The sequence below is a fragment of the Pseudomonas sp. OF001 genome, from assembly GCF_904426495.1.
Classification (GTDB): domain Bacteria; phylum Pseudomonadota; class Gammaproteobacteria; order Pseudomonadales; family Pseudomonadaceae; genus Geopseudomonas.
In genome coordinates, this window is record NZ_CAJGBM010000010.1 from 1 (window position 1) to 25,115 (window position 25,115).

The 25,115-nt window shown below is 70.2% G+C and carries 18 protein-coding genes, 2 pseudogenes and 1 riboswitch; of the genes and pseudogenes, 12 read left to right on the forward strand and 8 right to left on the reverse strand.

All coding sequences use genetic code 11. The features are described from left to right. Both RA210_RS07175 and RA210_RS07180 read left to right on the forward strand, forming a co-directional pair. Positions 1-176, forward strand: a pseudogene (locus tag RA210_RS07175) (IS30 family transposase); the annotation flags it as partial. A 41-nt stretch (positions 177-217) separates the two neighbouring features. After that, a complete protein-coding gene (locus RA210_RS07180; protein ID WP_201485911.1) occupies positions 218-643 on the forward strand; it encodes a GIY-YIG nuclease family protein in 426 nt (141 codons plus the stop codon). Between the two features lie 668 nt (positions 644-1,311). On the opposite strand, the pseudogene RA210_RS07185 reads toward RA210_RS07180, so the two are convergent. Continuing rightward, positions 1,312-1,440 (reverse strand): annotated as a pseudogene (locus tag RA210_RS07185) (IS110 family transposase); the annotation flags it as partial. Positions 1,441-1,696: 256 nt separating this feature from the next. Here RA210_RS07185 and RA210_RS07190 point away from each other — a divergent pair. Both RA210_RS07190 and RA210_RS07195 read left to right on the forward strand, forming a co-directional pair. Further along, positions 1,697-2,473, forward strand: a complete 777-nt coding sequence (locus RA210_RS07190; RefSeq protein ID WP_201485912.1) for a pseudouridine synthase — start codon at positions 1,697-1,699, stop codon at positions 2,471-2,473. An 82-nt stretch (positions 2,474-2,555) separates the two neighbouring features. Continuing rightward, positions 2,556-4,445, forward strand: a complete 1,890-nt coding sequence (locus tag RA210_RS07195; protein ID WP_201485913.1) for an ATP-binding protein — start codon at positions 2,556-2,558, stop codon at positions 4,443-4,445. Positions 4,446-4,454: 9 nt separating this feature from the next. Here the strand turns inward: RA210_RS07195 and RA210_RS07200 are convergent, their stop codons facing one another. The 4 genes from RA210_RS07200 to RA210_RS07215 form a co-directional block, all read right to left on the reverse strand. Beyond that, on the reverse strand, positions 4,455-5,369 hold the full coding sequence (locus RA210_RS07200) for a transglutaminase family protein (RefSeq protein ID WP_201485914.1): 915 nt from the start codon (positions 5,367-5,369) through the stop codon (positions 4,455-4,457). Further along, positions 5,366-7,885, reverse strand: a complete 2,520-nt coding sequence (locus RA210_RS07205; protein WP_201485915.1) for a circularly permuted type 2 ATP-grasp protein — start codon at positions 7,883-7,885, stop codon at positions 5,366-5,368. The genes RA210_RS07200 and RA210_RS07205 overlap by 4 nt, the downstream gene beginning before the upstream one ends. 175 nt (positions 7,886-8,060) lie before the next feature. Further along, positions 8,061-11,399 carry a transglutaminase family protein gene (locus RA210_RS07210; protein ID WP_201485916.1) on the reverse strand — a complete coding sequence of 1,113 codons (3,339 nt, stop codon included), beginning with the start codon at positions 11,397-11,399 and terminating at the stop codon, positions 8,061-8,063. Positions 11,400-11,559: 160 nt separating this feature from the next. Beyond that, on the reverse strand, positions 11,560-12,300 hold the full coding sequence (locus tag RA210_RS07215; protein ID WP_201485917.1) for an adenosylcobinamide-GDP ribazoletransferase: 741 nt from the start codon (positions 12,298-12,300) through the stop codon (positions 11,560-11,562). 251 nt (positions 12,301-12,551) lie between these two features. Beyond that, positions 12,552-12,659: riboswitch (guanidine-I (ykkC/yxkD leader) on the forward strand. Positions 12,660-12,719: 60 nt separating this feature from the next. Here RA210_RS07215 and RA210_RS07220 point away from each other — a divergent pair. The 8 genes from RA210_RS07220 to RA210_RS07255 all read left to right on the forward strand — a co-directional run bounded on the left by RA210_RS07220 (position 12,720) and on the right by RA210_RS07255 (position 22,966). Then, positions 12,720-13,787, forward strand: coding sequence for a putative urea ABC transporter substrate-binding protein (locus RA210_RS07220; protein ID WP_201485918.1), 1,068 nt, complete (start codon positions 12,720-12,722; stop codon positions 13,785-13,787). A 93-nt stretch (positions 13,788-13,880) separates the two neighbouring features. Beyond that, positions 13,881-14,693: an ABC transporter permease gene (locus RA210_RS07225; protein ID WP_201485919.1), complete on the forward strand. Its 813-nt coding sequence runs from the start codon at positions 13,881-13,883 to the stop codon at positions 14,691-14,693. Further along, positions 14,690-15,484: an ABC transporter ATP-binding protein gene (locus RA210_RS07230; RefSeq protein ID WP_201485920.1), complete on the forward strand. Its 795-nt coding sequence runs from the start codon at positions 14,690-14,692 to the stop codon at positions 15,482-15,484. The genes RA210_RS07225 and RA210_RS07230 overlap by 4 nt, the downstream gene beginning before the upstream one ends. A gap of 12 nt (positions 15,485-15,496) precedes the next feature. Continuing rightward, positions 15,497-16,225 carry an urea amidolyase associated protein UAAP1 gene (locus RA210_RS07235; RefSeq protein ID WP_201485921.1) on the forward strand — a complete coding sequence of 243 codons (729 nt, stop codon included), beginning with the start codon at positions 15,497-15,499 and terminating at the stop codon, positions 16,223-16,225. A gap of 9 nt (positions 16,226-16,234) precedes the next feature. After that, positions 16,235-16,870 (forward strand): urea amidolyase associated protein UAAP2, encoded by a 636-nt coding sequence (locus tag RA210_RS07240; RefSeq protein WP_201485922.1) that lies wholly within the window; start codon positions 16,235-16,237, stop codon positions 16,868-16,870. A gap of 235 nt (positions 16,871-17,105) precedes the next feature. After that, positions 17,106-20,717 (forward strand): urea carboxylase, encoded by a 3,612-nt coding sequence (gene uca, locus RA210_RS07245; RefSeq protein WP_201485923.1) that lies wholly within the window; start codon positions 17,106-17,108, stop codon positions 20,715-20,717. Between the two features lie 158 nt (positions 20,718-20,875). Beyond that, entirely contained in the window at positions 20,876-22,684 is a 1,809-nt protein-coding gene (atzF, locus tag RA210_RS07250) for an allophanate hydrolase (RefSeq protein ID WP_201485924.1), read from the forward strand. Positions 22,685-22,747: 63 nt separating this feature from the next. Next, positions 22,748-22,966: a cysteine-rich CWC family protein gene (locus RA210_RS07255; protein ID WP_201485925.1), complete on the forward strand. Its 219-nt coding sequence runs from the start codon at positions 22,748-22,750 to the stop codon at positions 22,964-22,966. Positions 22,967-22,974: 8 nt separating this feature from the next. Here RA210_RS07255 and cobC read toward each other — a convergent pair whose 3' ends face one another. Genes cobC through cobU form a run of 3 tightly spaced genes read right to left on the reverse strand, consistent with a single transcriptional unit; the run spans position 22,975 to position 25,111 of the window. Continuing rightward, complete coding sequence (gene cobC, locus RA210_RS07260) at positions 22,975-23,541, reverse strand: alpha-ribazole phosphatase family protein (RefSeq protein WP_201485926.1); 567 nt, start codon at positions 23,539-23,541, stop codon at positions 22,975-22,977. After that, a complete protein-coding gene (cobT, locus tag RA210_RS07265; RefSeq protein ID WP_201485927.1) occupies positions 23,538-24,593 on the reverse strand; it encodes a nicotinate-nucleotide--dimethylbenzimidazole phosphoribosyltransferase in 1,056 nt (351 codons plus the stop codon). Before cobT ends, cobC begins: the two co-directional genes overlap by 4 nt. After that, on the reverse strand, positions 24,590-25,111 hold the full coding sequence (gene cobU, locus RA210_RS07270) for a bifunctional adenosylcobinamide kinase/adenosylcobinamide-phosphate guanylyltransferase (RefSeq protein ID WP_201485928.1): 522 nt from the start codon (positions 25,109-25,111) through the stop codon (positions 24,590-24,592). The genes cobT and cobU overlap by 4 nt, the downstream gene beginning before the upstream one ends. Positions 25,112-25,115: the final 4 nt, after the last annotated feature.

Genomic DNA, 25,115 nt, shown 5'->3' on the forward strand with positions numbered 1-25,115 from the left:
TCCGGCAGTACCTGCCCAAGGGTACGGATCTGTCGGAATACAGCCAGGAGCAACTGGATGCGATTGCCTACGAACTGAACATCCGACCGCGCAAGCGCTTCGGCTTCAAGTGCCCCATCGAGGTCATGACCGAGCTGATGGCCAAGCATCATGAGGCACCTGCTTCACTCCAATAACCTTGTTGCACTCAGTTCCTGCAACCGCCCTGGAAGAATTCTTGAAGAGCGTGGAAACCGCACTTCTAGAGGACGAGGCGAGAAAGCCAGTCAAGTATTCACCGCATAACATTGCACCGTGGAGTGCTGACCAGATCGATGCTGAGAACCAAAGCCTACTTAATTCAGTATCGAATGCCGCCAACGTGTATGCGATTTTCACTGCCCCCAAAGACAGCAACGAGTTCACTCTCCAATACATTGGCAAAACAACAAAAAAACTTGCCCGCCAGAGAATTCGGAACCACCTAATCACGAAAAACGAGAAGACTGGCGCAAAGCTCTGGAAAATAATTTCACATGTTCAGGCGGGTGGGGCGGTAAAGCTATCGTGGGTCACTGTCGAACCAGAATCCTTGCGAAATTACATTGAAGAAGAACTGATAAATCGGCACAAGGAAGCAAACTGGAACCGTGAGAATGCATAACAAGTCCGTCAACCGGACCGGCAAAAAGCTGCGCTTTTTGCCGTCCGATTACGTCCAACGCTAGGTTGCAAGGGAATGAACTCAGCACCAGAAATATCCGGAAGAAAGCTGGCCTTGCTTCGCTTAGTAGCTATTAGCTTAATTATCTTCATAGCAAGCAAATTACTTACCGCACTAAGCACAGGGCAAATTCAAGCGAATAGCTCTCGCATAAAATTCAACCTAAGCGGAGAGCACCTTTGGGCGGGCTACATATTTCTCTCAATTTCAGCAGGAATTTTCGTGCTTGTGTTATTTATAAATCACGCCAATAGTAGAAAATTTCGCGTCATTGCTAGATCACTAGGTCTTGCTTGGTTCGCATCATTATCTCTGGCGGCATGGCTCAGCGAGGCAACCTAACAATGCGTATATGGACTATCCCCACAAGTGGTGAGTAACCCTGTTCCAACCCTGTCGTCAGTGCGGTTGCATTCGTATATCCGGCCTTCGCTGGGCGTTGCCGCCCGGGCCACTCTGTAGTTCGCACAACGGGGGCCAAGCGCTCAATCGATCACGGGGATCATGATTGTTATCGGCCTTGTTCCGTTGCAGGACTCGCCTGTTCCGACAGTGTCGCTTTTACCTCAACCACAAGAAAAACCGCCTCCCGATTACCCGGCCCGCCGTCAGGCGGGCTTGCTGCTCTGCCAGTCGCCGCTGAAACGTCGTTCGTGGCACCACACCGCCCAGCAGATCCGTACCAGTTTGTTGGCCAGCGCCACCGCCGCCTTGTTGTGGCCGATGCGCGCGGCCGTCGGGTGCTCCGCTTTTACTCCAGGGTGATCGCAGCTGCATTCAATCGCTCGGCTTCATGGCCTTCTGCGCCCTGTCTGCCCTGGCCATGTACCCGCTGTTCGTCAGGCTGGCCGGAGGCCGGAAGGATCGGCGAGCGTCGCCGCCCTGAACTTCGGCAGTGCCATGGCGCGGCGTCTGGCCAAACCCCGACAAACCCCGTACCTTCCCCCTCCCCTTTCCCCGGCCACCGCCGCCAGCCCTTGCCGGAGCCCGCCCGTGCCTGTTTCCGACCCGCTCTCCCCGCCCGCCCCATCGACGACCAACCCGCTTACCGAGATCTACCGCGACGACTGGCTGCTGGCCGTGCACAAGCCGGCCGGGCTGCTGGTGCATCGCAGCCCCATCGACCGCCACGAGACCGAGTTCGCCCTGCAGTACGCCCGGGCGCTGAACGGCGGCGAGCACGTCTACCCGCTGCACCGGCTGGACCGGCCGACTTCCGGGCTGCTGGTGTTCGCCCGCGATCCGGCCACCGCCAGCACGCTGGGCAAGGCGCTGATGGCCGGCGAGATGCAGAAGACCTATCTGGCCATGGTCCGCGGCTGGACCGCCGAGGAGGGGCTGATCGACCATCCGCTGCGCGAGCACGCCACCGACCGCCGCGACAAGGACGAACAGCCGCTGCGCGAGGCGCTGACCCGCTACCGCCGGCTGGCGACCACGGAGATCCCGGTGGCCATCGAGGGCTATCCCGCCAGCCGCTACAGCCTGGTCGAGCTGCAACCGGAAACCGGCCGCAAGCACCAGCTGCGCCGGCACATGCAGCACATCAGTCACCCGATCATCGGCGACACCAACTACGGGCGCACCCGCCACAACCACTACTTTGCCGAGCGCTTCGGCCACGGCCGGCTGATGCTGGCGGCCACCGGCCTGGCCTTCCGCCACCCGGCCAGCGGCGCGCTGCTGCAGCTGCGCGCGGCGCCGGAAGCGAGCTTCCTCCAGGTGCTGTCGATCTTCGGCGCGGCCCTGCCGGCGCTGGACGGTCGCTGAGCCGCGCACACGCCGGAGCGGCGCGCTTTGCTACGCTCCAAGGCGAAGACCACGGCCGCCCGGACCGGGCGAGGACAAGCGCATGGCCATTTCCCCCATCCCGGTGGACCAGCGGGTGATCGACATCGACTCGCGGCGGTTCGCCTCTATCGAAAAGGCGCTGGTCGAGCTGATCACCAACGCCGACGACAGCTACGGCCGGCTGGAAAAGGCCGGCGTGGCGACCAGCGGCCAGGTGCTCGTGCAGTACGAGCGCCACCAGGCCGGCGCGCTGCTGATGGTCACCGACCAGGCCGAGGGCATGGCCTTCGCCCAAGCCCGGGCGATCCTCGCCTACGGCGCGGCGCACAGCACCCTGGCGCGCGGCGAAGGCGGCGGCCGCGGCTATTTCGGCCGCGGCCTGAAACAGGCCATCTACGGCCTGGGCTACGGCTGGATCGAGACCATCCATGCCGGCCGCTACGCGCGCATCGAGCTGTTCCGCGGCGAGAACGGCGGCTACCTGTTCGACGACGGCGACGGCGACCGCCCGGTCCGCGACAAGGACCGCACCCGGCTGGGCATCGCCGGCGACGGCACGCGGGTCGCCATCGTCATCGAGAACTCGCACACCAACATCTCGCAGTTCCGCTCGGTGCTGCAGTCGGTGACCGACAATATCTACCTGCGCGACGTGTTGCGCCGGCGCCAGGTGGAGCTGGTGCACCTGCAGCGCGGCCGGGAGGTCGAGCGCAGCGGCCCGCTGCGCTACGTGGAGCCGCCCGCCGAGCTGCTGCTCGGCCCCGACCTGGCCGGGCAGTTCGTCCACGAGGGGTGCGCCTACCCCTTCGCCCTGACCCTCAAGCGCGCCCTCGACGCCGAGCTGAGCAGCCGCGGCGACGAGCGCAGCAACGGGCTGGTGGTGCTGTCCGGCACGGCGGTGCTGGACTGCCAGCTGTTCGACTACGAGAACCAGGTGGGCACCGAGTACCTGTTCGGCAGCGTGGACTGCCCGGCGCTGATCGAGCGACTCGGCGCGGGCGTGGCGGTGATCAGCGACGAGCGCGAGGGACTGAACCTCAAGGAGCCTTTCGTGGCGGCCTTCGCCCGGGCGGTCAGCGCGCTGCTCGCGCCCTGCGTGGAAGCCGAGCGCGAGAAGCTCAGGCACCTCGACCACGCCACCGCCTCGGGGCGCACCAGCCAGATGATCGAGCACCTGCTCGAGCGGATGAGCCGGGCGGCCATCCAGGACATGGGCATCAGCCTGCCGCCCCCTGGCGCGCCGGCCGCCGCGCAGCATCCGGCGCTGCGCTTCTCCACGCCCTTCTACTACCGCCAGAGCGGCCATCCCTTCCACGTCAGCCTGCTGGTCGATGCCGCACAGCTGGCCGCGGACGAGGTGCTGCAGGTCGCCTACGTCCTGCCGGAGGGAATGCGCGTCGACCCGGCGCCGACGCAAATCCCCGCCTCCAGTCTGGGCGGACAGCCGCGCCTGGAGTGGACGGTGGTGGCCGATGCCGCCGGCAGCCGCGGCGAGATCAGCGTGCGCGCCGGCAGCCACTGGGCCTGGTGCGAGCTGGTCGCCGCCGAGCGGGAGGCCGGGCACCGCCCGCATGTCGCCGGCCTGCACGCCGCCCACGCCGCGCCGCCACGCACGCCGCACGACCACGGCGAGCTGATGTTCACCGGCTACGAGTTCCGCCATCTCGACAACGAGCTGGACCGCGCGGTGTACAGCGCCGCGGAGCGCAAGATCCTGATCAACACCGCGGCGCCGACCGTGCAGCTGTACGTCGACGGCCGCGGGCATTTCCGCGACAGCGCGCGGCTGCTGCTGGCCGAGCTGTTCATGGAGGTGATCGCCGACGAGCTGGCGCGCCGCAGCCTGGCCAGGACCGGCCAGGCCCAGGACGCCGAGGCCCTGCACCGGGCCAAGCTGGACATCGTCCGCCGCTACGGCAGCGAGATCCACCGCTCGTTCCTGGTCGGCTGAGGGCGCTCGCTACAGGCCGCGCGCCAGCGCCTCCTGCAGTGGCATCACGGTGACGCTGACTTCCGGGTCGTGGCTGCCGCCGCCGAGGATCACCCCGCGCAGCGGCGAGACGTCGCCGAAGTCGCGGCCCCAGGCCAGGGTGATGTGCTCGCGGCCGGGGATCAGGTTGTTGGTGGGGTCGAAGTCGACCCAGCCCTGGCGCGGGCACCACACCGAGATCCAGGCGTGCGAGGCGTCGGCGCCGATCAGCCGCGGCTTGCCGGGCGGCGGCTGGGTCAGCAGGTAGCCGCTGACGTAGCGCGCCGCCAGGCCGCGCGAGCGCAGGCAGGCGAGCATCAGGTGGGCGAAGTCCTGGCACACCCCGCGCTTCTCCTCCAGCACCTGCGCCAGCGGGGTCGCCACCTGGGTGGCGGCGGCGTCGTAGGTGAACTCGCGGAAGATCTTCGCCATCAGCGCATCGACCGCCAGCAGCAGCGGCCGGCCGGGCAGGAAGCAGTCGTCGATCCAGTCGCTGAACAGCTGCTTGAGGTTCACGTAGGGCGACTGGAAGCGGTAGCGGGCGGCTTCCAGCTCCTCGCAGGTGAGTTCCTTGCCGGAGTAGCTGAGGCCGAGGCAGACCTCCTCCCAGGGCGGCGAGTCCTGCAGGCGCAGCGCCGGCCGGGCGAGCACCTCGACCTGCAGGCGGGCGCTGACGCGCAGTTCGTCGTGGGGCCGCTCGAAGGCCAGGCGGGTCAGCGGATTGCCGAACACGTCGAGGCCGTCGCTGCGCCGGGTCGGCTCCGGGCTGACCAGCAGCTCGCGGGCGTGGCAGCGCTGCCAGGGGCTCGGCCGCGGCCACAGGTGGGCCAGCTGCTCGGCCAGCGACACCGGCGCGGCGTAGTGGTAGTGGGTGTCGTGGAGGATGAGGTAGTGGGCACTGTTCATAGCGACTGGGTCTGCTGGCTGGCGTCGACGTGGACGAAGAAACGCAGGCCGAGCTGGTCGGACAGCTGGCCGGCGGCGCTGGCGACGGACTGCAGCAGGGCCGCCAGGTCGCCCAGCGCCTCGGCGTCGCTGCAGGCGGCCTCCAGGCGCGCGAGGTCCCAGGCGTTCAGGCGGGCGTCGATCCCGGCCAGGTCCGGCAGGGTCGCCAGCTCGAAGCGTTCGCCGAGGATCTCCAGCGAGCGGTGCAGCTGGCGCAGCTGGAACACCGCGGCGTGCGGGTTCTGGCCGTCGAGCAGGAGCAGGTCGAGCACCGGGATCAGCTGGGCGCTGGCCAGGTAGCGGGTACGGTAGGTGATGCTGCTGTTGCCCAGCTCGAGCAGCCAGCCCAGCGCCGCCGGATCGCGCGCCGCCGGGGTGGCGAGCAGGCCGGCGATGCTCTCGACGAGGAACTGCAGGCGCTCGATGCGCCGGCCGATCACCAGGAAGCGCCAGCCGTCGTCGCGGGTCATGTCGTCGAGGGCGAAGCCGGACAGCGCGGCCAGCGACATCAGCAGGCGGTCGAGGAACTCCAGCAGGTCGCCGGGATCGACCTCCTCGCGGTCGAGGGCCTGCGCCTCCTTGTGCAGCTCGACCAGCGCCTGCCAGTTCTCCCGCGACAGCTTGCCGCGCACGCTGGCGGCGGCCCACTGCAGGCGCTGCAGGTTGGCGCGAAGGCTGAACGGCCAGTCCTTGCCGACCACCGCCTGCACCAGGCGCTGCTCCAGGCTCAGCTCCTCCTCCGCCTCGCCATCGTCGCCGTCCTCGCCCGGCGGCCGCGCGTCGGGCAGCAGGCCGAGGCCCTGGGCCACGCTCACCGCGGCCTGCAGGGCGGCGGGATCGTCGCCGTCGTCGACGTAGCGGGCCAGCATGATGCGCAGCAGGCGCGCGCTGCCTTCGCAGCGGTCGCAGTAGCGGCCGAACCAGAACAGGTTCTCCACCAGCCGCGACGGCAGGTAGGGGTCGCTGCGCACCACGTCGGCCACGCCGAGCGAACGCACCCACTGCCAGGGCTCGCTGCTGGCGTGGCGAGCGCCGAGCACCCAGGTGTCCTTGCTGGCGCCGCCGCGCTGCATCGACAGGGTGGTGGCGCCGGCGCTGGCGGCCACCCGGGTCAGGCCGCCGGGCATCACCCGGTAGCCGTCCGGGCCGGCCACGGCGAACAGGCGCATGCCGATCGGCCTTGTGCCCAGGCCGCCGTCCGCGGCCTCCCAGACCGGCGCATGGGAGAGCAGCGGGCGTTCCTGGCCGACGTAGGCGTAGGGACGCTGGCGGATGCGCTCGGCCAGTGCGGCGCGCTGCGCGGGCTTGAGGTCGGGACCGAACTGCGGCACGAACTGCTGCGAGGGAAAGGCGCCGCGGAACAGCAGCTGGTCGAGCTTTTCCAGCGCCTCCTCGCACACCGGCGGCTCGCCGCACCACCAGCTGGCGATGGACGGCAGCAGCAGCTCCTCACCGAACAGCCGCTCGCAGATGCCGGGCAGGAAGCCCGGCAGGCCGGGGGACTCCAGCACGCCGCTGCCCAGGGCGTTGGCCACCAGCACGCGGCCCTGGCGCACCGCCTCGAGCAGGCCGGGCACACCGAGCGCCGAGTCGCTGCGCAGCTCCAGCGGGTCGCAGAAGTCGTCGTCGAGGCGGCGCAGCAGCGCGTGCACGCGCTTGAGGCCGCCGAGGGTCTTCAGGTAGACGGTGGCGTCGCGCACCGTCAGGTCGCTGCCCTCGACCAGCGGATAGCCGAGCTGGCGCGCTAGGTAGAGGTGCTCGAAGTAGGTCTCGTTGAAGCGTCCGGGGGTGAGCAGCACCACCAGCGGCGTCTCGCCACCCGCCGGCGCCTGGCGCGCCAGGGTCTCCTGCAGGGTGCGGAAGTAGCCGACCAGATACTGCACGCGCAGGTCGCGGTACAGCTCGGGGAAGGCGCGCGAGACCAGCTGGCGGTTCTCCAGCGCGTAGCCGGCGCCGGAGGGCGCCTGGGTACGGTCGGCGGTGACCCACCAGCGGCCGTCGGCGGAGCGCGCCAGGTCCACCGCGTAGACATGCAGCCAGGTGCCGCCCGGCGGCTGCAGGCCCTGGCACGGCCACAGGTAGTTGTGGTGGCCGTAGACCAGGTCGGCCGGCAGCAGGCCCTCGACCAGCAGCTGCTGCGGTCCGTAGATGTCGGCCAGCACGGCATTCAGCAGGCTGGCCCGCTGCGCCACCCCGGCGGCCAGCTGCTGCCACTCCTCGGCCGGGATGATGTTGGGCAGCAGGTCCAGCTCCCAGGGCCGGTCGGTGCCGTCGGGGTCGGCGTAGACGTTGTAGGTGACGCCGTTCTCCAGGATCTGCCGGGCCAGCAGCGCCTGGCGCTGGTCCAGCTGCGCCGGGCTGCAGCGCTGCAGGTGGGCGAGCAGCGCCTCCCAGTGCGGGCGTACCTTGCCCTGGGCATCGAGCAGTTCGTGGTAGACCGCGGCGTTGCGCGGGTAGTCGGCAAGCAGGTGGGGCATGGGGTACTCGATGAACATCCTGTTGTCATGCATCCCCATGCCCCGCTCGCGGGGCTGGGTGGGACGAGGGTAGCAGCCCTCGCGACGCGGCGTCCCGCGACCAACGGCGGAGGGCGGCGAACCGCAGAGCGTAGGGTGGGTCAGCCGCACAGCGGCGTAACCCACCCTACGTTACTCACACCCTGCGCAGGTCGAGGGTCATCGGCAGCTCGCGGTTCGCCAGCGGCTGCGGCGCCTCGACGCGACCCGGGGTGTGGCCGTGGCGGAAGAAGCGCGCCAGGCGCCGGCTTTCCGCCTCGTAGGCGTTGACCGGCAGGGTCTCGTAGTTGCGCCCGCCCGGGTGGGCGACGTGGTACTGGCAGCCGCCGAGGGAGCGCTGCATCCAGGTGTCGACCAGGTCGAACACCAGCGGCGCGTGCACGCCGATGGTCGGCTGCAGGCAGGAGGCCGGTTGCCAGGCTCGGAAGCGCACGCCGCCGACGAACTCGCCGACCGTACCGGTGGGCGTCAGCGGCACCGGCGCGCCGTTGCAGGTCAACACGTAGCGGTCCGGAGCCATGCCATTGATCCGCACCTGCAGGCGCTCCAGCGAGGAGTCGACGTAGCGCACTGTGCCACCGGCGGCGCCCTCCTCGCCCAGCACGTGCCAGGGCTCCAGTGCCTGGCGCAGCTCCAGCTCGATGCCCTGCACGGCGAAGTCGCCGAGCTGCGGGAAGCGGAACTCGAAGTGCGCGGCGAACCATTCCGGGCGGAAGGCGTAGCCGGCTGCATTGAGCTCGTGCAGCACGTCGCGGAAGTCCTGCTCGACGAAGTGCGGCAGCAGGAAGCGGTCGTGCAGCTCGGTGCCCCAGCGCACCAGGCGCTGCGGCCGGTACGGCTCGTTCCAGAAGCGCGCCACCAGCGCGCGCAGCAGCACCTGCTGGGCCAGGCTCATGCGCGCGTGCGGCGGCATCTCGAAGGCGCGCAGCTCGAGCAGGCCGAGGCGGCCGGAACTGGAGTCCGGCGAGTACAGCTTGTCGATGCAGAACTCGGCGCGGTGGGTGTTGCCGCTGACGTCGACCAAGAGGTTGCGCAGCAGGCGGTCGACCAGCCACGGCGGGCAGTCGCGGCCCGGCTCGGGCATCTGCGCGAAGGCGATCTCCAGCTCGTAGAGCGCGTCGTTGCGCGCCTCGTCCACCCTTGGAGCCTGCGAGGTCGGGCCGATGAACAGGCCGCTGAACAGGTAGGACAGCGACGGGTGGTTGTGCCAGTAGCTGATCAGGCTGCGCAGCAGGTCCGGGCGGCGCAGGAACGGCGAGTCGGCCGGGGTGGCGCCGCCGAGCACGAAGTGGTTGCCGCCGCCGGTGCCGGTGTGGCGGCCGTCGATCATGAACTTCTCCGACGACAGCCGGGTCAGGCGCGCCGCCTCGTAGAGGAACTCGGTGCGCTCGACCAGCTCGCCCCAGCTGGCCGCCGGGTGGATGTTGACCTCGATCACCCCCGGGTCGGGGGTGACGCGGAAATGGATGAGGCGCGGATCGGCCGGCGGCTCGTAGCCTTCCAGCATCACCGGGCAGCGCAGCTCGGCGGCGGTCGCCTCGATGGCGGCGACCAGCTCCAGGTAGTCCTCGAGGCGCGGCAGCGGCGGCATGAACAGGTACAGGCGGCCGTCGCGCGGCTCGGCGCACAGCGCGGTGCGCACGATGTGCGCGGCGGACTGGAAGGGTTCCGGCGCGGCCTCGGCGCTGGTGCTGGCGGGGCCGTTCAGGCCGCTGGCCGCAGCCGGCGACGCGGCGGCGGCGGCCTGGTGCGGGGCATGGCGCAGCTGCTCGCGGATCGCCGCATGGGCCGGCAGCGGCGGGAAGCTCTGGTTGGGGTCCGGCGCCTGCACGTAGGGGTAGTCGCTGCTGCTCACCCACGGCTGCGAATCCAGCGGCAGGCGGTAGCCGAGCGGCGAGTCGCCGGGGATCAGCCGGCAGTGTTCCTCGCGCAGGAACCAGGGACCGGACTGCCAGCGCGCAGCGTCGGCGCTGCGCGCCAGCGGCAGGATATGGCCGACCACCCGGTCGAGGCCCTGGTCGAACACCTTGCGCAGGCGCTCGCGCTCCAGCGGGTCGGCGAGGCGCGCGTCCTCCGGGGTGACGTTGGCCGGCAGGCGGCGCTCGCGCCACAGGTAGTACAGCCAGTCCTCGTAGGCCGGGAAGGCGTGCTCGCCGGACAGGCCGAGGTGGCCGGCCAGGGTGGCGAGGAAGCGCGCAGCGAGGCGCTCGTCGGCGCCGTAGTGCCGGCCCTCGTCGGCGAGCAGCTGGCGGTCGCGCCACACCGGCTCGCCGTCCCTGCGCCAGAAGCAGTTGAGCGACCAGCGCGGCAGCTGCTCGCCGGGGTACCACTTGCCCTGGCCGAAGTGCACCAGGCCCTGCGGCGCGTAATGGTCGCGCAGGCGGTGGAACAGCTCGGCGGCCAGGCGGCGCTTGTTCGGGCCGAGCGCGGCGGTGTTCCACTCCTCATCGTCCGGGTAGTCGATGGCCACGAAGGTCGGCTCGCCGCCCATGGTCAGGCGCACGTCGGCGGCCTGCAGGTCGGCGTCGACCTGGCGGCCGAGGGCGTCGATGGCCTGCCACTGTTCGTCGCTGTACGGCAGGGTCACCCGCGGCGCTTCCCAGATGCGCTCGACGCGCATCTCGTGGGCGAACTCCACCTCGCACTTGTCGACCCCGCCGCTGATCGGCGCCGCCGAGGACGGCTCGGGGCTGCAGGCGACCGGGATGTGCCCCTCGCCGGCGAACAGCCCGGAGGTGGGATCGAGGCCGATCCAGCCGGCGCCCGGCAGGTACACCTCGCACCAGGCGTGCAGGTCGGTGAAGTCCTCCTCGGTGCCGCTCGGGCCGTCGAGGGCCTTGACGTCGGCGGTGAGCTGGATCAGGTAGCCGGAGACGAAGCGCGCGGCCAGGCCCAGGTGGCGCAGCAGCTGCACCAGCAGCCAGGCCGAGTCGCGGCACGAGCCCGAAGCCTTCTCCAGGGTCTGCTCGGGCGTCTGCACGCCCGGCTCCATGCGGATCAGGTAGCGGATGTCGTTGGACAGGCGCTGGTTGAGCGCGACCAGGAAGTTGACGCTGGGCGTGGGCTCACGGTCGATGCCGGCCAGGTAGTCGGCCAGCCGCGGGGTGGCCGGCAGCGCCTGCAGGTAGGGGTCCAGCTCGCGGCGCTCGCCCTCGGTGTAGGCGAAGGGGATCTTCTCGGCATAGGGCTCGAGGAAGAAGTCGAACGGGTTGAACACCGCCATCTCGGCGACCAGGTCGACCTCGATCTTCAGCTCCTCGGTCTTCTCCGGGAACACCAGGCGGGCCAGGTAGTTGCCCTGCGGGTCCTGCTGCCAGTTGATGAAGTGGCCTTCCGGCAGCACCTTCAGCGCATAGGAAAGGACGCGCGTGCGGCTGTGTGGCGCCGGGCGCAGACGGACGATCTGCGGCCCGAGATTGACCGGGCGGTCATAGCGGTAGTGGGTGACGTGATGCAATGCGACATGGATCGACACGACGGCCTCCTGCGTGCCAGAACAGTAACCCGGCTAGGCAAGACTTGTGCCGACATCCGCAAGCTGTCGTTCGCCGGGGCCCGAGGGTTTGGATAAAGCACCAATATGAAGCGAGTTGCAGACCACGAAAAAGAGCGCGCACAACAATAGCGCATTCGGCTCACAGCGCCACGGCCAGCGCCACCAGCACTCCGCACTCCAGCAGCTCGAGCAGCGCCCCGGCGCTGTCGCCGGTGGTGCCGCCGAGGCGCTGCAGCAGGGCGCGGCGGACCAGCACGAACAGCGCCGCCGCCACCGCCACGGCGAGCAGCCCGGCCCAGCCGGCCAGCAGGCAGGCCAGCACGCTGGCGAACAGCACACGCCAGCCGGCGCGCTGCGGCACATGGGCGGCCAGCGCGCTGCCCAGGCCGCCTTCGCGCACGTAGGGGGTGCCGAGCAGCAGGAGCAGCACGCCGACGCGGCCGAGCAGCGGCGCCAGCAGCAGCGCCGCCCAGGCGCCGGCCTCCAGCAGCGCCCACAGCGCGGCGAACTTGAGCAGCAGCAGCACCACCAGCGCGGCGACGGCCATCGGCCCGCAGCACGGGTCCTTCATCAGCGCCAGGGTGCGTTCGCGGTCGCCGTAGCCGCCCACCCAGGCATCGACCGTATCGGCCAGGCCGTCCAGATGCAGGCCGCCGCTGGCCAGTACCCACAGCGCCAGCAGCAGCGCCGCCGCCAACGGGACAGCCACGCCGGACAGCAGCCAGGCGGCGGCGAGCAGCACGGCGCCGAGCAGCAGCCCTACCAGCGGATACCACAGCAGCGAGCGGCCGAGCTGCCGGGGCACGGGCATGCCGGGCAGGCGGATGGGCAGGCGGGTGAGAAATTGCAGGGCGATCAGCAGGGGCAAGGGCAGGTTCACGGGGACATTCCGCAGGGTGGGTTGGACGAAACGGGCGCCACCTTAACCGCAGCGGCTGCGCAACGCCAAATGCTCCATGCCGGGGCAGCGGCGCACCAGCGGCGTGCCCCGCTGCGAGGCAGCCCGCCGAAGCGGCACCGGCCGTTTCCCGCAATGCCGCGCCACGCGCGGCCTGCGGAAAACTGGCACGCCTTTCGCTAGGAACCTGGCGTGCAGGAGCCACCCGCAGGGGTATGCGGCACCACAATCTGCAAATGGCCGACTAGGGTTCCGGCCCGCGATCCAGGGATCGCGGGCGGCTGGTCCGAGAGTCGGCGACCTCCAGCGAGGTTACACGGCGGGACAAAAGCCCGGGAGACGAACGACGTATCCGTTACGCCGCCCCGCTCCTGCCGCCCCAACCGACCCGGAGGAACACCATGCGCAAGCCCCGCCTTCTCGCTGCCCTCGCCGCCAGCCTCGCCGCCGCCCTCAGCTTCGGCGCCCAGGCCGCCCAGAAAGACCAGTTCAGCGTCTGCTGGACCATCTACGCCGGCTGGATGCCGTGGGAGTACGGCGCCAGCCAGGGCATCGTCGACAAGTGGGCGAAGAAGTACGGCATCGACATCGACGTGGTGCAGCTCAACGACTACGTCGAGTCGATCAACCAGTACACCGCCGGCCAGTTCGACGGCTGCACCATGACCAACATGGACGCGCTGACCATCCCGGCCGCCGGCGGCGTCGACTCCACCGCGCTGATTGTCGGCGACTTCTCCAACGGCAACGACGGCATCGTCATCAAGGGCGAGAACAGGAGCCTGGCCGACCTCAAGGGCCAGCCGGTCAACCTGGTCGAGCTGTCGGTGTCGCACTATCTGCTGGCCCGCGGCCTGGAGCGGGTGGGCCTGGCCGAGAAGGACATCCAGGTGGTCAACACCTCCGACGCCGACCTGGTCGGCGCCTTCGCCAGCGACGAGGTCAAGGCGGTGGCCACCTGGAACCCGCTGCTCGCCGAAGTGGCCGCCGCGCCCAAGGTCAGCAAGGTGTTCGACTCCAGCCAGATCCCCGGCGAGATCATCGACCTGATGGTGGTCAACAGCGAGACCCTCAGGGACAACCCGGCGCTGGGCAAGGCGCTGACCGGCGCCTGGTACGAGATCATGGCGACCATGAGCGCCGACACGCCCGCGGGCAAGGCCGCGCGCGAGCACATGGCCAGGGCCTCCGGCACCGACCTGGCCGGCTTCGAGGCGCAGCTGGCGGCGACCCGGATGTTCTATTCGGCCAGGGAGGCCGTGGAGTTCACCACCAGCCCCCGCCTGCGCGAAACCATGGGCAAGGTCGCCGACTTCTCCTTCGCCCACGGCCTGCTCGGCGAGGGCGCACCCAGCGCCGACGCGGTGGGCATGAGCTTCGCCGGCGGCCTGACCCGCGGCGCCGCGGACAACGTCAAGCTGCGTTTCGACCCCAGCTACATGCAGATGGCGACGGACGGCCAGCTCTGATCGCCCCGGTAGGGTGCGCCGTGCGCCCCAGCCTCTCGATCCGGTGCGCCAGGCGCACCCTACCGTCGCCCTCGAACGCCATGAGGTAACCCCATGCGCCTGATCAACCGACAACCCGGCCGCAGCCGCCTGCTGCTGGCGCTGCTGCCCTTCGCCCTGCTGCTGATGGCCTACTTCGGCGGCTCGGCCAGCCGGCTGGCCGACAATCCCAACGACAAGCTGCTGCCCAGCGCCACGCAGATGGTCGCGGCGGTCGAGCGCCTGGCCTTCACCCCGGACAAGCGCAGCGGCGACTACCTGTTCTGGCAGGACAGCGCCGCCAGCCTGACCCGCCTCGGCCTGGGCATCGGCATCGCCGCACTGGCCGGCCTGTGCTTAGGGATAGCCGCCGGCAGCCTGCCGCTGCTGGGCGCACCGCTCTCGCCCTTGCTCACCGTGCTGTCGATGGTGCCGCCGCTGGCCATCCTGCCGATCCTGTTCATCGCCTTCGGCCTCGGCGAGCTGGCCAAGGTGATGCTGATCGTCATCGGCATTACCCCGGTACTGGCCCGCGACCTCGAACAACGCGCCCGCGAGATTCCCGCCGAACTCTTGATCAAGGCGCAGACCCTCGGCGCCAGCACCTGGACGCTGCTCCTGCGCGTGGTGCTGCCGCAGCTGCTGCCGCGCCTGCTGATCGCCCTGCGCCTGGTGCTCGGCTCGGCCTGGCTGTTCCTGATCGCCGCCGAGGCCATCGCCAGCACCGACGGCCTCGGCTACCGGATCTTCCTGGTACGCCGCTACATGGCCATGGACGTGATCCTGCCCTACGTGCTGTGGATCACCCTGCTCGCCTGGCTGATGGATCTCGGCCTGCGCCAGCTCACCCGGCTGGCCTTCCCCTGGTACGAAGGAGCCAAGGCATGAACCCCTTCCTGGAAGTGAAGAACGTCTGGCAGGAATACGGCGACCAGGTGGTCATCGAGCGCCTCAACCTGAAGGTGGCCGAAGGCGAGTTCTGCACCCTGGTCGGCGCCTCCGGCTGCGGCAAGTCGACCTTCCTGCGCCTGCTGCTCGGCCAGGAGCGCCCCAGCCGCGGCGAGATCCTCCTCGACGGCCAGCCGCTGGCCGGCGAGCCGGACGCCAGCCGCGGCATCGTGTTCCAGCGCTACACAGTGTTCCCGCACCTGTCGGTGCTCGACAACGTCGCCCTCGGCCTGGAACTGCCGCGCGCGCCGCTGCTCGGCCGCCTGTTCGGCTCTGCCAAGCGCGAGGCGCGCGAGCAGGCCGCGGCGATGCTCAGGAAGGTCGGCCTCGGTCACGCGCTGGACAAGTACGCCACCCAGCTCTCCGGCGGCATGCAGCAGCGCCTGGCCATCGCCCAGGCGCTGGTGATGAGGCCGCGCGTGCTGCTGCTCGACGAGCCGTTCGGCGCGCTCGATCCGGGCATCCGCAAGGACATGCACGCCCTGCTGCTGGAGCTGTGGCGCGAGACCAACCTCACCGTGTTCATGGTCACCCACGACCTGTCCGAGGGCTTCAGCCTCGGCACGCGCTTGCTGGTGTTCGACAAGGTGCGCATCGACCCGCACGCGCCCGGCGCCTACGGCGCGCGGGTGACCTACGACATCCCCCTCAACGCCGACCGCCGCGCCGCGCGCGCGGCCGTCGACGCCCTGCCCGCGCACATCGGCGCCGGGCTGCAAACCGCGCTGTAAAGGAGCTACCCCATGACCGCATCCCTGACCCTGCGCCCGACCCTGTACGAGGAACTCGTCCCCGGCGGCGGCCACACCTCCTTCGTGCTCAAACGCGGCCAGGTGCTGCGCATCACCGACCTCGAAGGCGGCGCCAACGTCAGCCTGCTGCTGCTCAACGCCCAGGAAAAAAGCGAGCGCCTAAACCTGCCGGACACCCTCAAGTGCCAGCACACCGCCAAACTGACCGCCGGCCACTGCCTGTACTCGGACATGGGCCGGGTACTGGCGGCGATCACCGCCGACACCTGCGGCTGGCACGACAGCTTCGGCGGCGTGCTGAATGCCGAGGAGGTGCGCGAGAAGTACGGCCAGGGCCGCTACCAGGAGCTGCGCAACGCCTTCTACCGCAACGGCACGGACAACCTGCTGGTCGAGATGGGCAAGTGGAACCTCAACCTGCAGGACCTGCTGATGCCCCTCAACCTGTTCAGCAAGGTCACCGTGGACGGCGCCGGTGCCTTCCACTTCGAGCCCGGCAACTCGCGCGCCGGCGACTACGTCGAGCTGTACGCGCCGATGGACAGCCTGGTGGTGCTCACCGCCCTGCAGCATCCGCAGGACCCCAACCCGGTGTACTCGCCCAAGCCGGTGCAACTCACCTGGCACCGGGTGGAGAGCGACGGCATCAGCGTGCTGTGCCGCACCTCGCGCCCGGAGAACAGCCGCGGCTTCCACAACACCGAACGTCTGTATATCTGAGGACCCGACATGAGCCTCGTCGCAAGCTCCCTGCATCCCGAAACCGCCGTGTTCCGCCACGTGATCCCGGCCGGCGAACCCTACCTGTTCGAGGTCAAGGCCGGGCAGACTGTCCGCCTGCTCGACCTGGAGGGCAACCAGGCGGTCGACACCCTGTTCTTCTCGGCACGCAATCCGCGCGAGCGCTACGACCCGCAGCGCACCCTGCGCCGGCAGAACAACATCTACCTGACCACTGGCACGGTGCTGTATTCCAACCTCGGCAATCCGCTGCTGACCATCGTCGCCGACACCTGCGGCCGCCACGACACCCTCGGCGGCGCCTGCGCGCAGGAGAGCAATACGGTCAGATACGCCCTGGACAAGCGCTACATGCACAGCTGCCGCGACAACTTCCTGCGCGCCAGCCTCAGCGACGGCCGCCTGGAGAAACGCGACATCGGCGCCAACATCAACTTCTTCATGAACGTGCCGGTCACCCCGGAGGGCGGCCTGACCTTCGAGGACGGCATCTCCGCGCCGGGCAAATATGTGGAGTTGAAAGCGCATATGGACGTGATCGTGCTGATCTCCAACTGCCCGCAGCTGAACAACCCGTGCAACGGCTGGAACCCGACGCCGGCCGAGGTGCTGGTGTGGGACTGACGCGCCCCACAGCGGTGCAAGTCGCCAGCCACGCACAGTCGCAGGGCAGGCAGCCCCCGAAAATGGCCGTCACAGGCCGCTAAACGGGCTGGCCCGCAATTTGCTGTGTTGATTGCACCGTGCTCGCCCCGGCCAGCACGCTCCTGAATCCGCTCGCATCGAGCCTCCAACCACGGACGACCGTGGTGCAGAAGATTTCCGGCGGGACGACCCGCCACTGCATGGGGCTTCCTCCATGTTCGCCAAACTCCTGATCGCCAACCGCGGCGCCATCGCCTGCCGCATCCTGCGTACCCTGCGCTCCCTCGATGTGAAGGGCGTGGCCGTCTACTCCGAAGCCGACGCCGCCAGCCTGCATATCCAGCAGGCCGACGAGGCCTTCAGCCTCGGCGAAGGCCCGGCCTCCGCCACCTACCTGGTGGTGGACAAGATCCTCGCCGCGGCCAAACAGAGCGGCGCCCAAGCCATCCACCCCGGCTACGGCTTCCTCTCCGAGAACGCCGCCTTCGCCGAAGCCTGCGAGGCCGTCGGCATCGCCTTCGTCGGCCCGACGCCCGAGCAGTTGCGGGTGTTCGGCCTCAAGCACACCGCAAGGGCTCTCGCAAAACAGCACGGCGTGCCGCTGCTGGAAGGCACCGAACTGCTGGAAAACCTCGATGCCGCGCTGAAGGCCGGCGAGGAAGTCGGCTACCCGGTGATGCTGAAAAGCACCGCCGGCGGCGGCGGCATCGGCATGCGCGTGTGCCGTAGCGCGGCGGAGCTTTCCGAGGCCTTCGAGGCGGTCAAGCGCCTGGGGCAGAACAACTTCAGCGACTCGGGCGTGTTCATCGAGAAGTACATCGAGCGCGCCCGCCACCTGGAGGTGCAGGTGTTCGGCGACGGCCGGGGCGAAGTGCTGGCCCTCGGCGTGCGCGACTGCTCGGTGCAGCGGCGCAACCAGAAGGTGCTGGAGGAAACCCCGGCGCCCAACCTGCCGGAAGGCATGGCCGAGGAACTGTGCGCCGCGGCGATCAAGCTGGCCAGGGCGGTCAATTACCGCAGCGCCGGCACCGTCGAGTTCGTCTACGACAGCGCAGCCGCGCGCTTCTACTTCCTCGAGGTCAACACCCGCCTGCAGGTCGAGCACGGCGTCACCGAACAGGTGTGGGGCGTCGATCTGGTGCGCTGGATGATCGAGCTGGCCGCCGGCGACCTGCCGCCGCTGGCCGAGCTGGCCAAAACCCTCGCGCCCAGCGGCCACGCCATCCAGGCGCGCCTGTACGCCGAGGACCCGGGCCGCGACTTCCAGCCCAGTCCCGGTCTGCTCACCGCCGTCGACTTCCCGGTGGCCGACGGCCAGCACCTGCGCATCGACACCTGGGTCGAGGCCGGCTGCGAGATCCCGCCCTACTTCGACCCGATGATCGCCAAGCTGATCGCCTGGGCACCGGAGCGCGACGCCGCCCGCGTCGCGCTGGACCAGGCGCTGGCCGACTCGCTGCTGTACGGCGTGGAAACCAACCGCGACTACCTGCGGCAGATCATCCAGGATGCGCCCTTCGCCAGCGGCTCGCCCTGGACCCGCTGCCTGGAAGGCCTGAGCTACCGGGCCACGACCTTCGAAGTGCTGTCCGCCGGCACCCAGACCACGGTGCAGGACTGGCCCGGCCGCCTCGGCTACTGGGCGGTCGGCGTGCCGCCGTCCGGGCCGATGGACGACCGCGCCCTGCGCCTGGGCAACCGCCTGCTCGGCAACCCGGAAGGCGCCGCCGGCCTGGAAATCACCATGAGCGGCCCGCTGCTGCGTTTCAACACCGACGCCGTGGTGGCGGTGACCGGCGCTGACATCCCCGTCGCCTTGGACGGCGTGGAGCAGCCGCTGAATACCGCGCTGCTGGTCAAGGCCGGCAGCACCCTCGCCCTCGGCACCATCGCCGGCAGCGGCGCACGTTCCTATCTCTGCGTGCGCGGCGGCCTGCAGTTGCCGGACTACCTGGGCAGCAAGAGCACCTTCACCCTCGGCCAGTTCGGCGGCCACGGCGGCCGCGCCCTGCGCGCCGGCGACGTGCTGCATCTCGCGCCGCTGGCCGACGCCAGCGCCGGCGCCGCGCTGCCGGCAGAACTGTGCACGCCGCTGCCGGCGGTGCGCGAAATCCGGGTGATCTACGGCCCGCACGGCGCGCCGGAATACTTCACCCCGGCCTACATCGACACCTTCCTGGCCACCGACTGGGAGGTGCACTTCAACTCCAGCCGCACCGGCGTGCGCCTGATCGGCCCGAAACCGGAGTGGGTGCGCGACAGCGGCGGCGAGGCCGGCCTGCACCCTTCGAACATCCACGACAACCCCTACGCCATCGGTGCCGTGGACTTCACCGGCGACATGCCGGTGATCCTCGGCCCGGACGGCCCGAGCCTGGGCGGCTTCGTCTGCCCGGTGACGGTGATCGAGGCCGACCTCTGGCAGCTCGGCCAGCTCAAGGCCGGCGACCGGGTGCGTTTCGTGCCGGTGAGCCTCGACACCGCGCGCGAACTGGCCAAGGCCCGCCGCGCAGAGGTAGGGGCGAATTCATTCGCCTACGTCGAGGCGGCAACAGCGGCGAATGAATTCGCCCCTACAACCCCCATCGTCCTCGACCTCGGTAGTGACGACACCCGCCTGGTCGCCCGCCTGTCCGGCGACACCCATCTGCTGCTGGAGATCGGCGCGCCCGAGCTGGACCTGGTGCTGCGCTTTCGCGGCCATGCGCTGATGCAGGCGCTGGAAGCGAAGGCACTGGACGGGGTGATCGACCTCACGCCGGGCATCCGCTCGCTGCAGGTTCACTACCAGCCGGAAACCCTGCCGCTGGCCGTGTTGCTGGAGACGGTCGCCGGGCTGTGGGACGCGGTGTGCGCCGCGCAGGATCTGAAGGTGCCGTCGCGCATCGTCCACCTGCCGCTGTCCTGGGACGACCCGGCCTGCCAGCTGGCCATCGACAAGTACATGACCACGGTGCGCAAGGACGCGCCCTGGTGCCCGAGCAACCTGGAGTTCATTCGCCGCATCAACGACCTGCCCAACCTCGACGAGGTCTACAGGACCGTGTTCGACGCCAGCTACCTGGTGATGGGCCTCGGCGACGTCTACCTCGGCGCGCCGGTGGCCACCCCGCTCGACCCGCGCCACCGCCTGGTCACCACCAAGTACAACCCGGCGCGCACCTGGACCGCGGAGAACTCGGTGGGTATCGGCGGCGCCTACATGTGCGTGTACGGCATGGAGGGCCCCGGCGGCTACCAGTTCGTCGGCCGTACCCTGCAGATGTGGAACCGCTACCGCGAGGTCGCCGCGTTCCGCGGCAAGCCCTGGCTGCTGCGCTTCTTCGACCAGATCCGCTTCTACCCGGTGTCCGCCGAGGAGCTGCTGCAGATCCGCCGCGATTTCCCGCTCGGCCGCTACGAGCTGCGCATCGAGGACAGCGAACTGGCCCTGGCCGACTACCAGCAGTTCCTGCACGACGAAGCCGAGGGCATCGCCACGTTCCGCGCCCAGCAGCGCGCCGCCTTCGCCGCCGAGCGCCAGCGCTGGATCGACTCCGGCCAGGCGCACTTCGAGGTGGAGGAAGTCGGCCCCGACCTCGGCGAGGACTCGCCCCTCGGCGCCGGCCAGCACGGCATCGACAGCCATATCGCCGGCAACCTCTGGCAGGTGCAGGTGGCGGAAGGATCCACCGTGCAGGCCGGCGACGTGCTGGTGATCCTCGAGTCGATGAAGATGGAGATCCCCCTCACCGCGCCGGTCGGCGGCGTGGTCCGCGAGGTACGCGTGCAGCCCGGCTCGCCGGTGCGCGCCGGCCAGCGGGTGGTGGTGCTCGAAGAGGCCTGAGCGACGCGCCATGCAACGTAGGGTGGGTTAGGCCAGCGGCCGTAACCCACCAACCGGCCGCCAGGCCGGCCCCATTTGCGATGCCTGCGGCATCGGTGGTGGGTTACGCCGCGTGGCGGCTAACCCACCCTACGCCCGGGACAACAAGGAAACCGACCATGCACCACCAAATCGACCTGCGCCTCGACGCCCTGCGCGCCGCCTATCTCGACGGCTGCACCACCCCGCGCCTGCTGATCGAAGCGCTGCGCGCCAAGGCCGCGGCGCTCAACCCGGAATTCAAGCTGTTCATCCTCCTGCTCAGCGCCGAGGAGCTGGAGCCCTATCTGGCCGCCCTCGACGACAAGAGCCCGGCGGAGCTGCCGCTGTACGGCGTGCCCTTCGCCATCAAGGACAATATCGACCTGGCCGGCGTGCCGACCACCGCCGCCTGCCCGGCCTTCGCCTATGTGCCGGAAAGCAGCGCCACCATAGTCACGCAGCTGATCGCCCTCGGCGCCGTGCCGCTGGGCAAGACCAACCTCGACCAGTTCGCCACCGGCCTCAACGGCACCCGCTCGCCGTACGGCGAATGCCGCAACAGCGTGCATCCGGACTACCCGGCCGGCGGCTCCAGCTCCGGCTCGGCGCTGGCCGTGGCCCTCGGCGTGGCCAGCTTCGCCCTCGGCACCGATACCGCAGGCAGTGGCCGGGTGCCGGCGGCGCTGAACAACCTGGTCGGCCTCAAGGCGACCAAGGGGCTGATCTCCACCGCCGGGGTGGTGCCGGCCTGCCGCACCCTGGACTGCGTGACCTACTTCACCGCCACCGCCCGAGAGGCCAGCACGCTGCTGACGCTGACCGCCAAGCTCGACCCGCGCGACGACTACAGCCGCGCCAACCCGCTGTGGAACGACGCTGCGGCCTTCGGCGCGCCGCGCCCGTTCCGTTTCGGCGTGCCGCGCGCGCAGGACCTGCAGTTCTTCGGCTGCAGCGAAGGCCCGCTGCAGTTCGCCGCGGCCGTGCGCCAGCTCGAAGCCCTCGGCGGCACGCCGGTGGAGATCGACTTCTCGCCCTTCCTCGAAGCCGCGCGGCTGCTCTACGAGGGGCCGTGGGTGGCCGAGCGCTACAGCGTGGCCAGCGAGCTGCTGGAAACGAATCCCGAGGCGGTGCTGCCGGTGATCCGCGCGGTGCTGGCCAAGGCGCCCGGCGCCACGGTGGTCGCGGCGTTCCGCGCCCAGTACCGCCTGCAGGCGCTCAAGGCGCAGTGCGACCGCGTCATGGCCGGGCTGGACTGCGTGCTCACCCCGACCATCGGCCGCCCGGTGACCCTCGCCGAGCTGCACGCCGAGCCGGTGCTGCGCAACTCCGAACTGGGCTACTACACCAACTTCATGAACCTCTTGGACTACGCCGCGGTGGCTGTGCCGAGCGGGGTGATGAGCAACGGCCTGCCGTGGGGCGTCACCCTGTTCGGCCGCGCCTTCACCGACCAGTACCTGCTCGGCCTGGCCGACGCCGTGCAGCGCCAACACGCCCTGCCGCTGGCCGGCGGCAGGGCCATGGACCTGCCGGCACCGGCCAGCACCGCGCGCCACGATCTGGCCCGCGTGGTGGTGTGCGGCGCGCACCTGGCCGGCCTGCCGCTCAACTGGCAACTGGTGCAACGCGGCGGCCGGCTGGTCGAGGCCACCCGCAGCGCGCCGCACTACAAGCTGTACGCCCTGGCCGGCGGCCCGCCGCTGCGCCCGGGCATGCTGCGCGTTGCCGAAGGTGGCGCGGCCATCGCGGTGGAGGTGTGGGAACTGCCGAGCGCGGAGCTGGGCTCCTTCCTCACCAGCATCCCGGCGCCGCTGGGCCTGGGCAAGGTCGAACTGGCCGACGGCCGCTGGGAGACCGGCTTCATCTGCGACGCCTGGGGCCTGGCCGGCGCCGAAGACATCACCGCCTGCGGCGGCTGGAAGGCGTGGTTGCAGACCCGCGGCTGAAGGCTTGCCAGGGGCCGGGCCAGCACCGCATGCTGGCCGACCATCTCCGCTTACCTTCCCGCCATGACCGACTCCGACCCTCTGTACTGTCCGCTGTGCGGCCGCCCCAACCGCTGCGGCCAGGCCGATCCGGCGAGCCGCGACCAGCCGTGCTGGTGCTTCTCCGCCGAGATCGCCGCCGAGGCGCTGCAACGCATTCCGGAAGCAGCACGCGGGCGCAGCTGCCTGTGCGCGGACTGCGCGCGCGGCGCCACCCCTGCCACGACCGACCAGAACGGCTGACGCGGGGCTCAGTCCTCGACCAGCACCAGCCCCGCGCCGACCCGCAGGCGCTGCAGGGCGCCGTGGCCCACCTCCACCTGCAGCAGGTCGCGACGCGGCAGGCCGCGGGCGCGGGCCAGCAGCAGGCGCATCACCCCGCCGTGGGTGACCAGCAGCAGGTGGCGGCTGGCAAAACGCTCATGCAGGCGTTCGACCGCGTCGAGCACCCGCGCCTCGAAGTCGAACAGCGGCTCGCCGTCCGGCGGGGTGAAGGCGTAGGGATCGGCCCAGAAGCGCCCCAGCCCCTCGGCGTCGCTCGCCATCAGCTCGGCGGCGCTGCGCCCGTCCCAGGCGCCGAAGTCCAGTTCGCGCAGGCCGCTCTCCAGCTGCAGCGGCAGGCCGTGGCGCGCGGCCAGCTCGGCGGCGAAGGCGGCGCAGCGCTGCAGCGGCGAGCTGACCACCGCCTGCCAGGGCGTAGCGCCTTCGACCGCGTCGCGCATCTGCGTCCAGCCGCGCGCGGTCAGGGCATCGTCGATGCGCCCGCGCAGGCCGCCGCCCTGCTCGGTCTCGCCGTGGCGCAGCAGGTCGAGGATCATGGCGCGCGGTCGCTGACCTGGGCCTCGGCGAAGGTCGCCATGCCGCCGTGCAGGCTGCAGGCCAGGCGCAGCAGCGGCACCGCCAGCGCCGCGCCGCTGCCCTCGCCCAGGCGCAGGCCGAGATCGAGCAGCGGTTCGGCCTTGAGCGCCTGCAGCACGTGGCTGTGCCCCGGTTCGGCGCTGCGGTGGCCGAATAGCAGCCAGGGCCGGCAGGCGGGATTGAGGCGCACCGCGCACAGCGCGGCGACCGTGGTGATGAAGCCGTCGACCAGCACCGGCAGGCCGTACTGGCCGCAGGCGACGAAGGCGCCGGCCAGCGCGGCGATCTCGAAGCCGCCGAGGCGGCGCAGCGCCTCGAACGGCTCGGCGCAGTCGCGCTGATGCAGCAGCAGGGCGCTGTCGATCACCCGCTGCTTGCGCGCCACGCCGGCCTCGTCGAGGCCGGTGCCGGCGCCGGTCAGCGCCAGCGCCGGCAGGTCGAGCAGCGCGCAGCCGAGTGCCGCCGCCGCGGTGGTGTTGCCGATGCCCATCTCGCCGCCGATGTACAGCCCGGCATGCACCTGGCGGGCGCGCTCGACGCTGGCGCGCCCGGCGGCCAGCGCCGCCAGGCACTGCTCCATGGTCATCGCCGGGCCGTGGGCGAAGTTGGCGGTGCCGGGACCGAGGGCGTAGCTGTGCACCCCGCCCAGCGGCTCGCCGCCGCCGGCGGTGCCGAGGTCGATCACCTCGAGGCGCGCGTGCAGCTGGTGGGCCAGCACGCTGATCGCCGCGCCGCCGGCGACGAAGTTGTGCAGCATCTGCCGGGTCACCGCCTGCGGGTAGGCGGACACGCCCTCCTCGACCACCCCGTGGTCGCCGGCGAACACCGCGATCCACGGCTGTTCGAGGTGCGGGCACTCGCGGCCCTGCAGCGCGGCCAGCTCGATGGCCAGCTGCTCGAGACGACCGAGGGCGCCGGCCGGCTTGGTCAGCCGCGCCTGACGCTGCTCGGCCTTCTGCCGGGCCACATGGTCGATGGGCTGGCAGGGCGCCTGCCACCAGGATTCGTTCATGGTGCATCCCCTTTGAGGATCATGGGCAGCCCTGCCACACAGAAGGTCACCCGCTGCGCGCGCTCGGCCAGGGCCTGGTGCAGCCAGCCGGCCTCGTCGACGTAGCGGCGGGTCAGCTCGCCGAGCGGCACCACGCCGAGACCGGTCTCGTTGCTGACCAGGACGATGCGCCCGGGCAGCCCGGCGATGCCGTCGAGCAGTGCGTCGCGCTCGCGAGCCAGAGCGGAACTGTCATCAAGCAATAGCAGATTGGTCAGCCACAGGGTCAGGCAGTCGACCAGCAGACAGCGGTTTTCCGCCGCGTGGTCGCGCAGCGCCTGCATCAGCTGGACCGGCTCCTCCACCAGCGCCCAGCCGGCCGGACGGCGCGCCTGGTGGTGGGCGATGCGTGCGGCCATCTCGCCGTCGCCGGGCTGGGCGGTGGCGAGGTAGGTGACCGCCAGGCCGGACTCGATGGCCAGGCGCTCGGCCAGGCGGCTCTTGCCGGAACGGGCGCCGCCGAGGATCAGTTCAAGCATCGAG

Coding starts and splice junctions, on each gene's coding strand:
- RA210_RS07195 (WP_201485913.1), top strand. CDS start 2,556: ATGGCCATTTCCCCCATCCCGGTGGACCAGCGGGTGATCGACATCGAC.
- RA210_RS07200 (WP_201485914.1), bottom strand. CDS start 5,369: ATGAACAGTGCCCACTACCTCATCCTCCACGACACCCACTACCACTAC.
- RA210_RS07205 (WP_201485915.1), bottom strand. CDS start 7,885: ATGCCCCACCTGCTTGCCGACTACCCGCGCAACGCCGCGGTCTACCAC.
- RA210_RS07220 (WP_201485918.1), top strand. CDS start 12,720: ATGCGCAAGCCCCGCCTTCTCGCTGCCCTCGCCGCCAGCCTCGCCGCC.
- RA210_RS07225 (WP_201485919.1), top strand. CDS start 13,881: ATGCGCCTGATCAACCGACAACCCGGCCGCAGCCGCCTGCTGCTGGCG.
- RA210_RS07230 (WP_201485920.1), top strand. CDS start 14,690: ATGAACCCCTTCCTGGAAGTGAAGAACGTCTGGCAGGAATACGGCGAC.
- RA210_RS07235 (WP_201485921.1), top strand. CDS start 15,497: ATGACCGCATCCCTGACCCTGCGCCCGACCCTGTACGAGGAACTCGTC.
- RA210_RS07240 (WP_201485922.1), top strand. CDS start 16,235: ATGAGCCTCGTCGCAAGCTCCCTGCATCCCGAAACCGCCGTGTTCCGC.
- uca (WP_201485923.1), top strand. CDS start 17,106: ATGTTCGCCAAACTCCTGATCGCCAACCGCGGCGCCATCGCCTGCCGC.
- atzF (WP_201485924.1), top strand. CDS start 20,876: ATGCACCACCAAATCGACCTGCGCCTCGACGCCCTGCGCGCCGCCTAT.
- RA210_RS07255 (WP_201485925.1), top strand. CDS start 22,748: ATGACCGACTCCGACCCTCTGTACTGTCCGCTGTGCGGCCGCCCCAAC.
- cobC (WP_201485926.1), bottom strand. CDS start 23,541: ATGATCCTCGACCTGCTGCGCCACGGCGAGACCGAGCAGGGCGGCGGC.
- cobT (WP_201485927.1), bottom strand. CDS start 24,593: ATGAACGAATCCTGGTGGCAGGCGCCCTGCCAGCCCATCGACCATGTG.
- cobU (WP_201485928.1), bottom strand. CDS start 25,111: ATGCTTGAACTGATCCTCGGCGGCGCCCGTTCCGGCAAGAGCCGCCTG.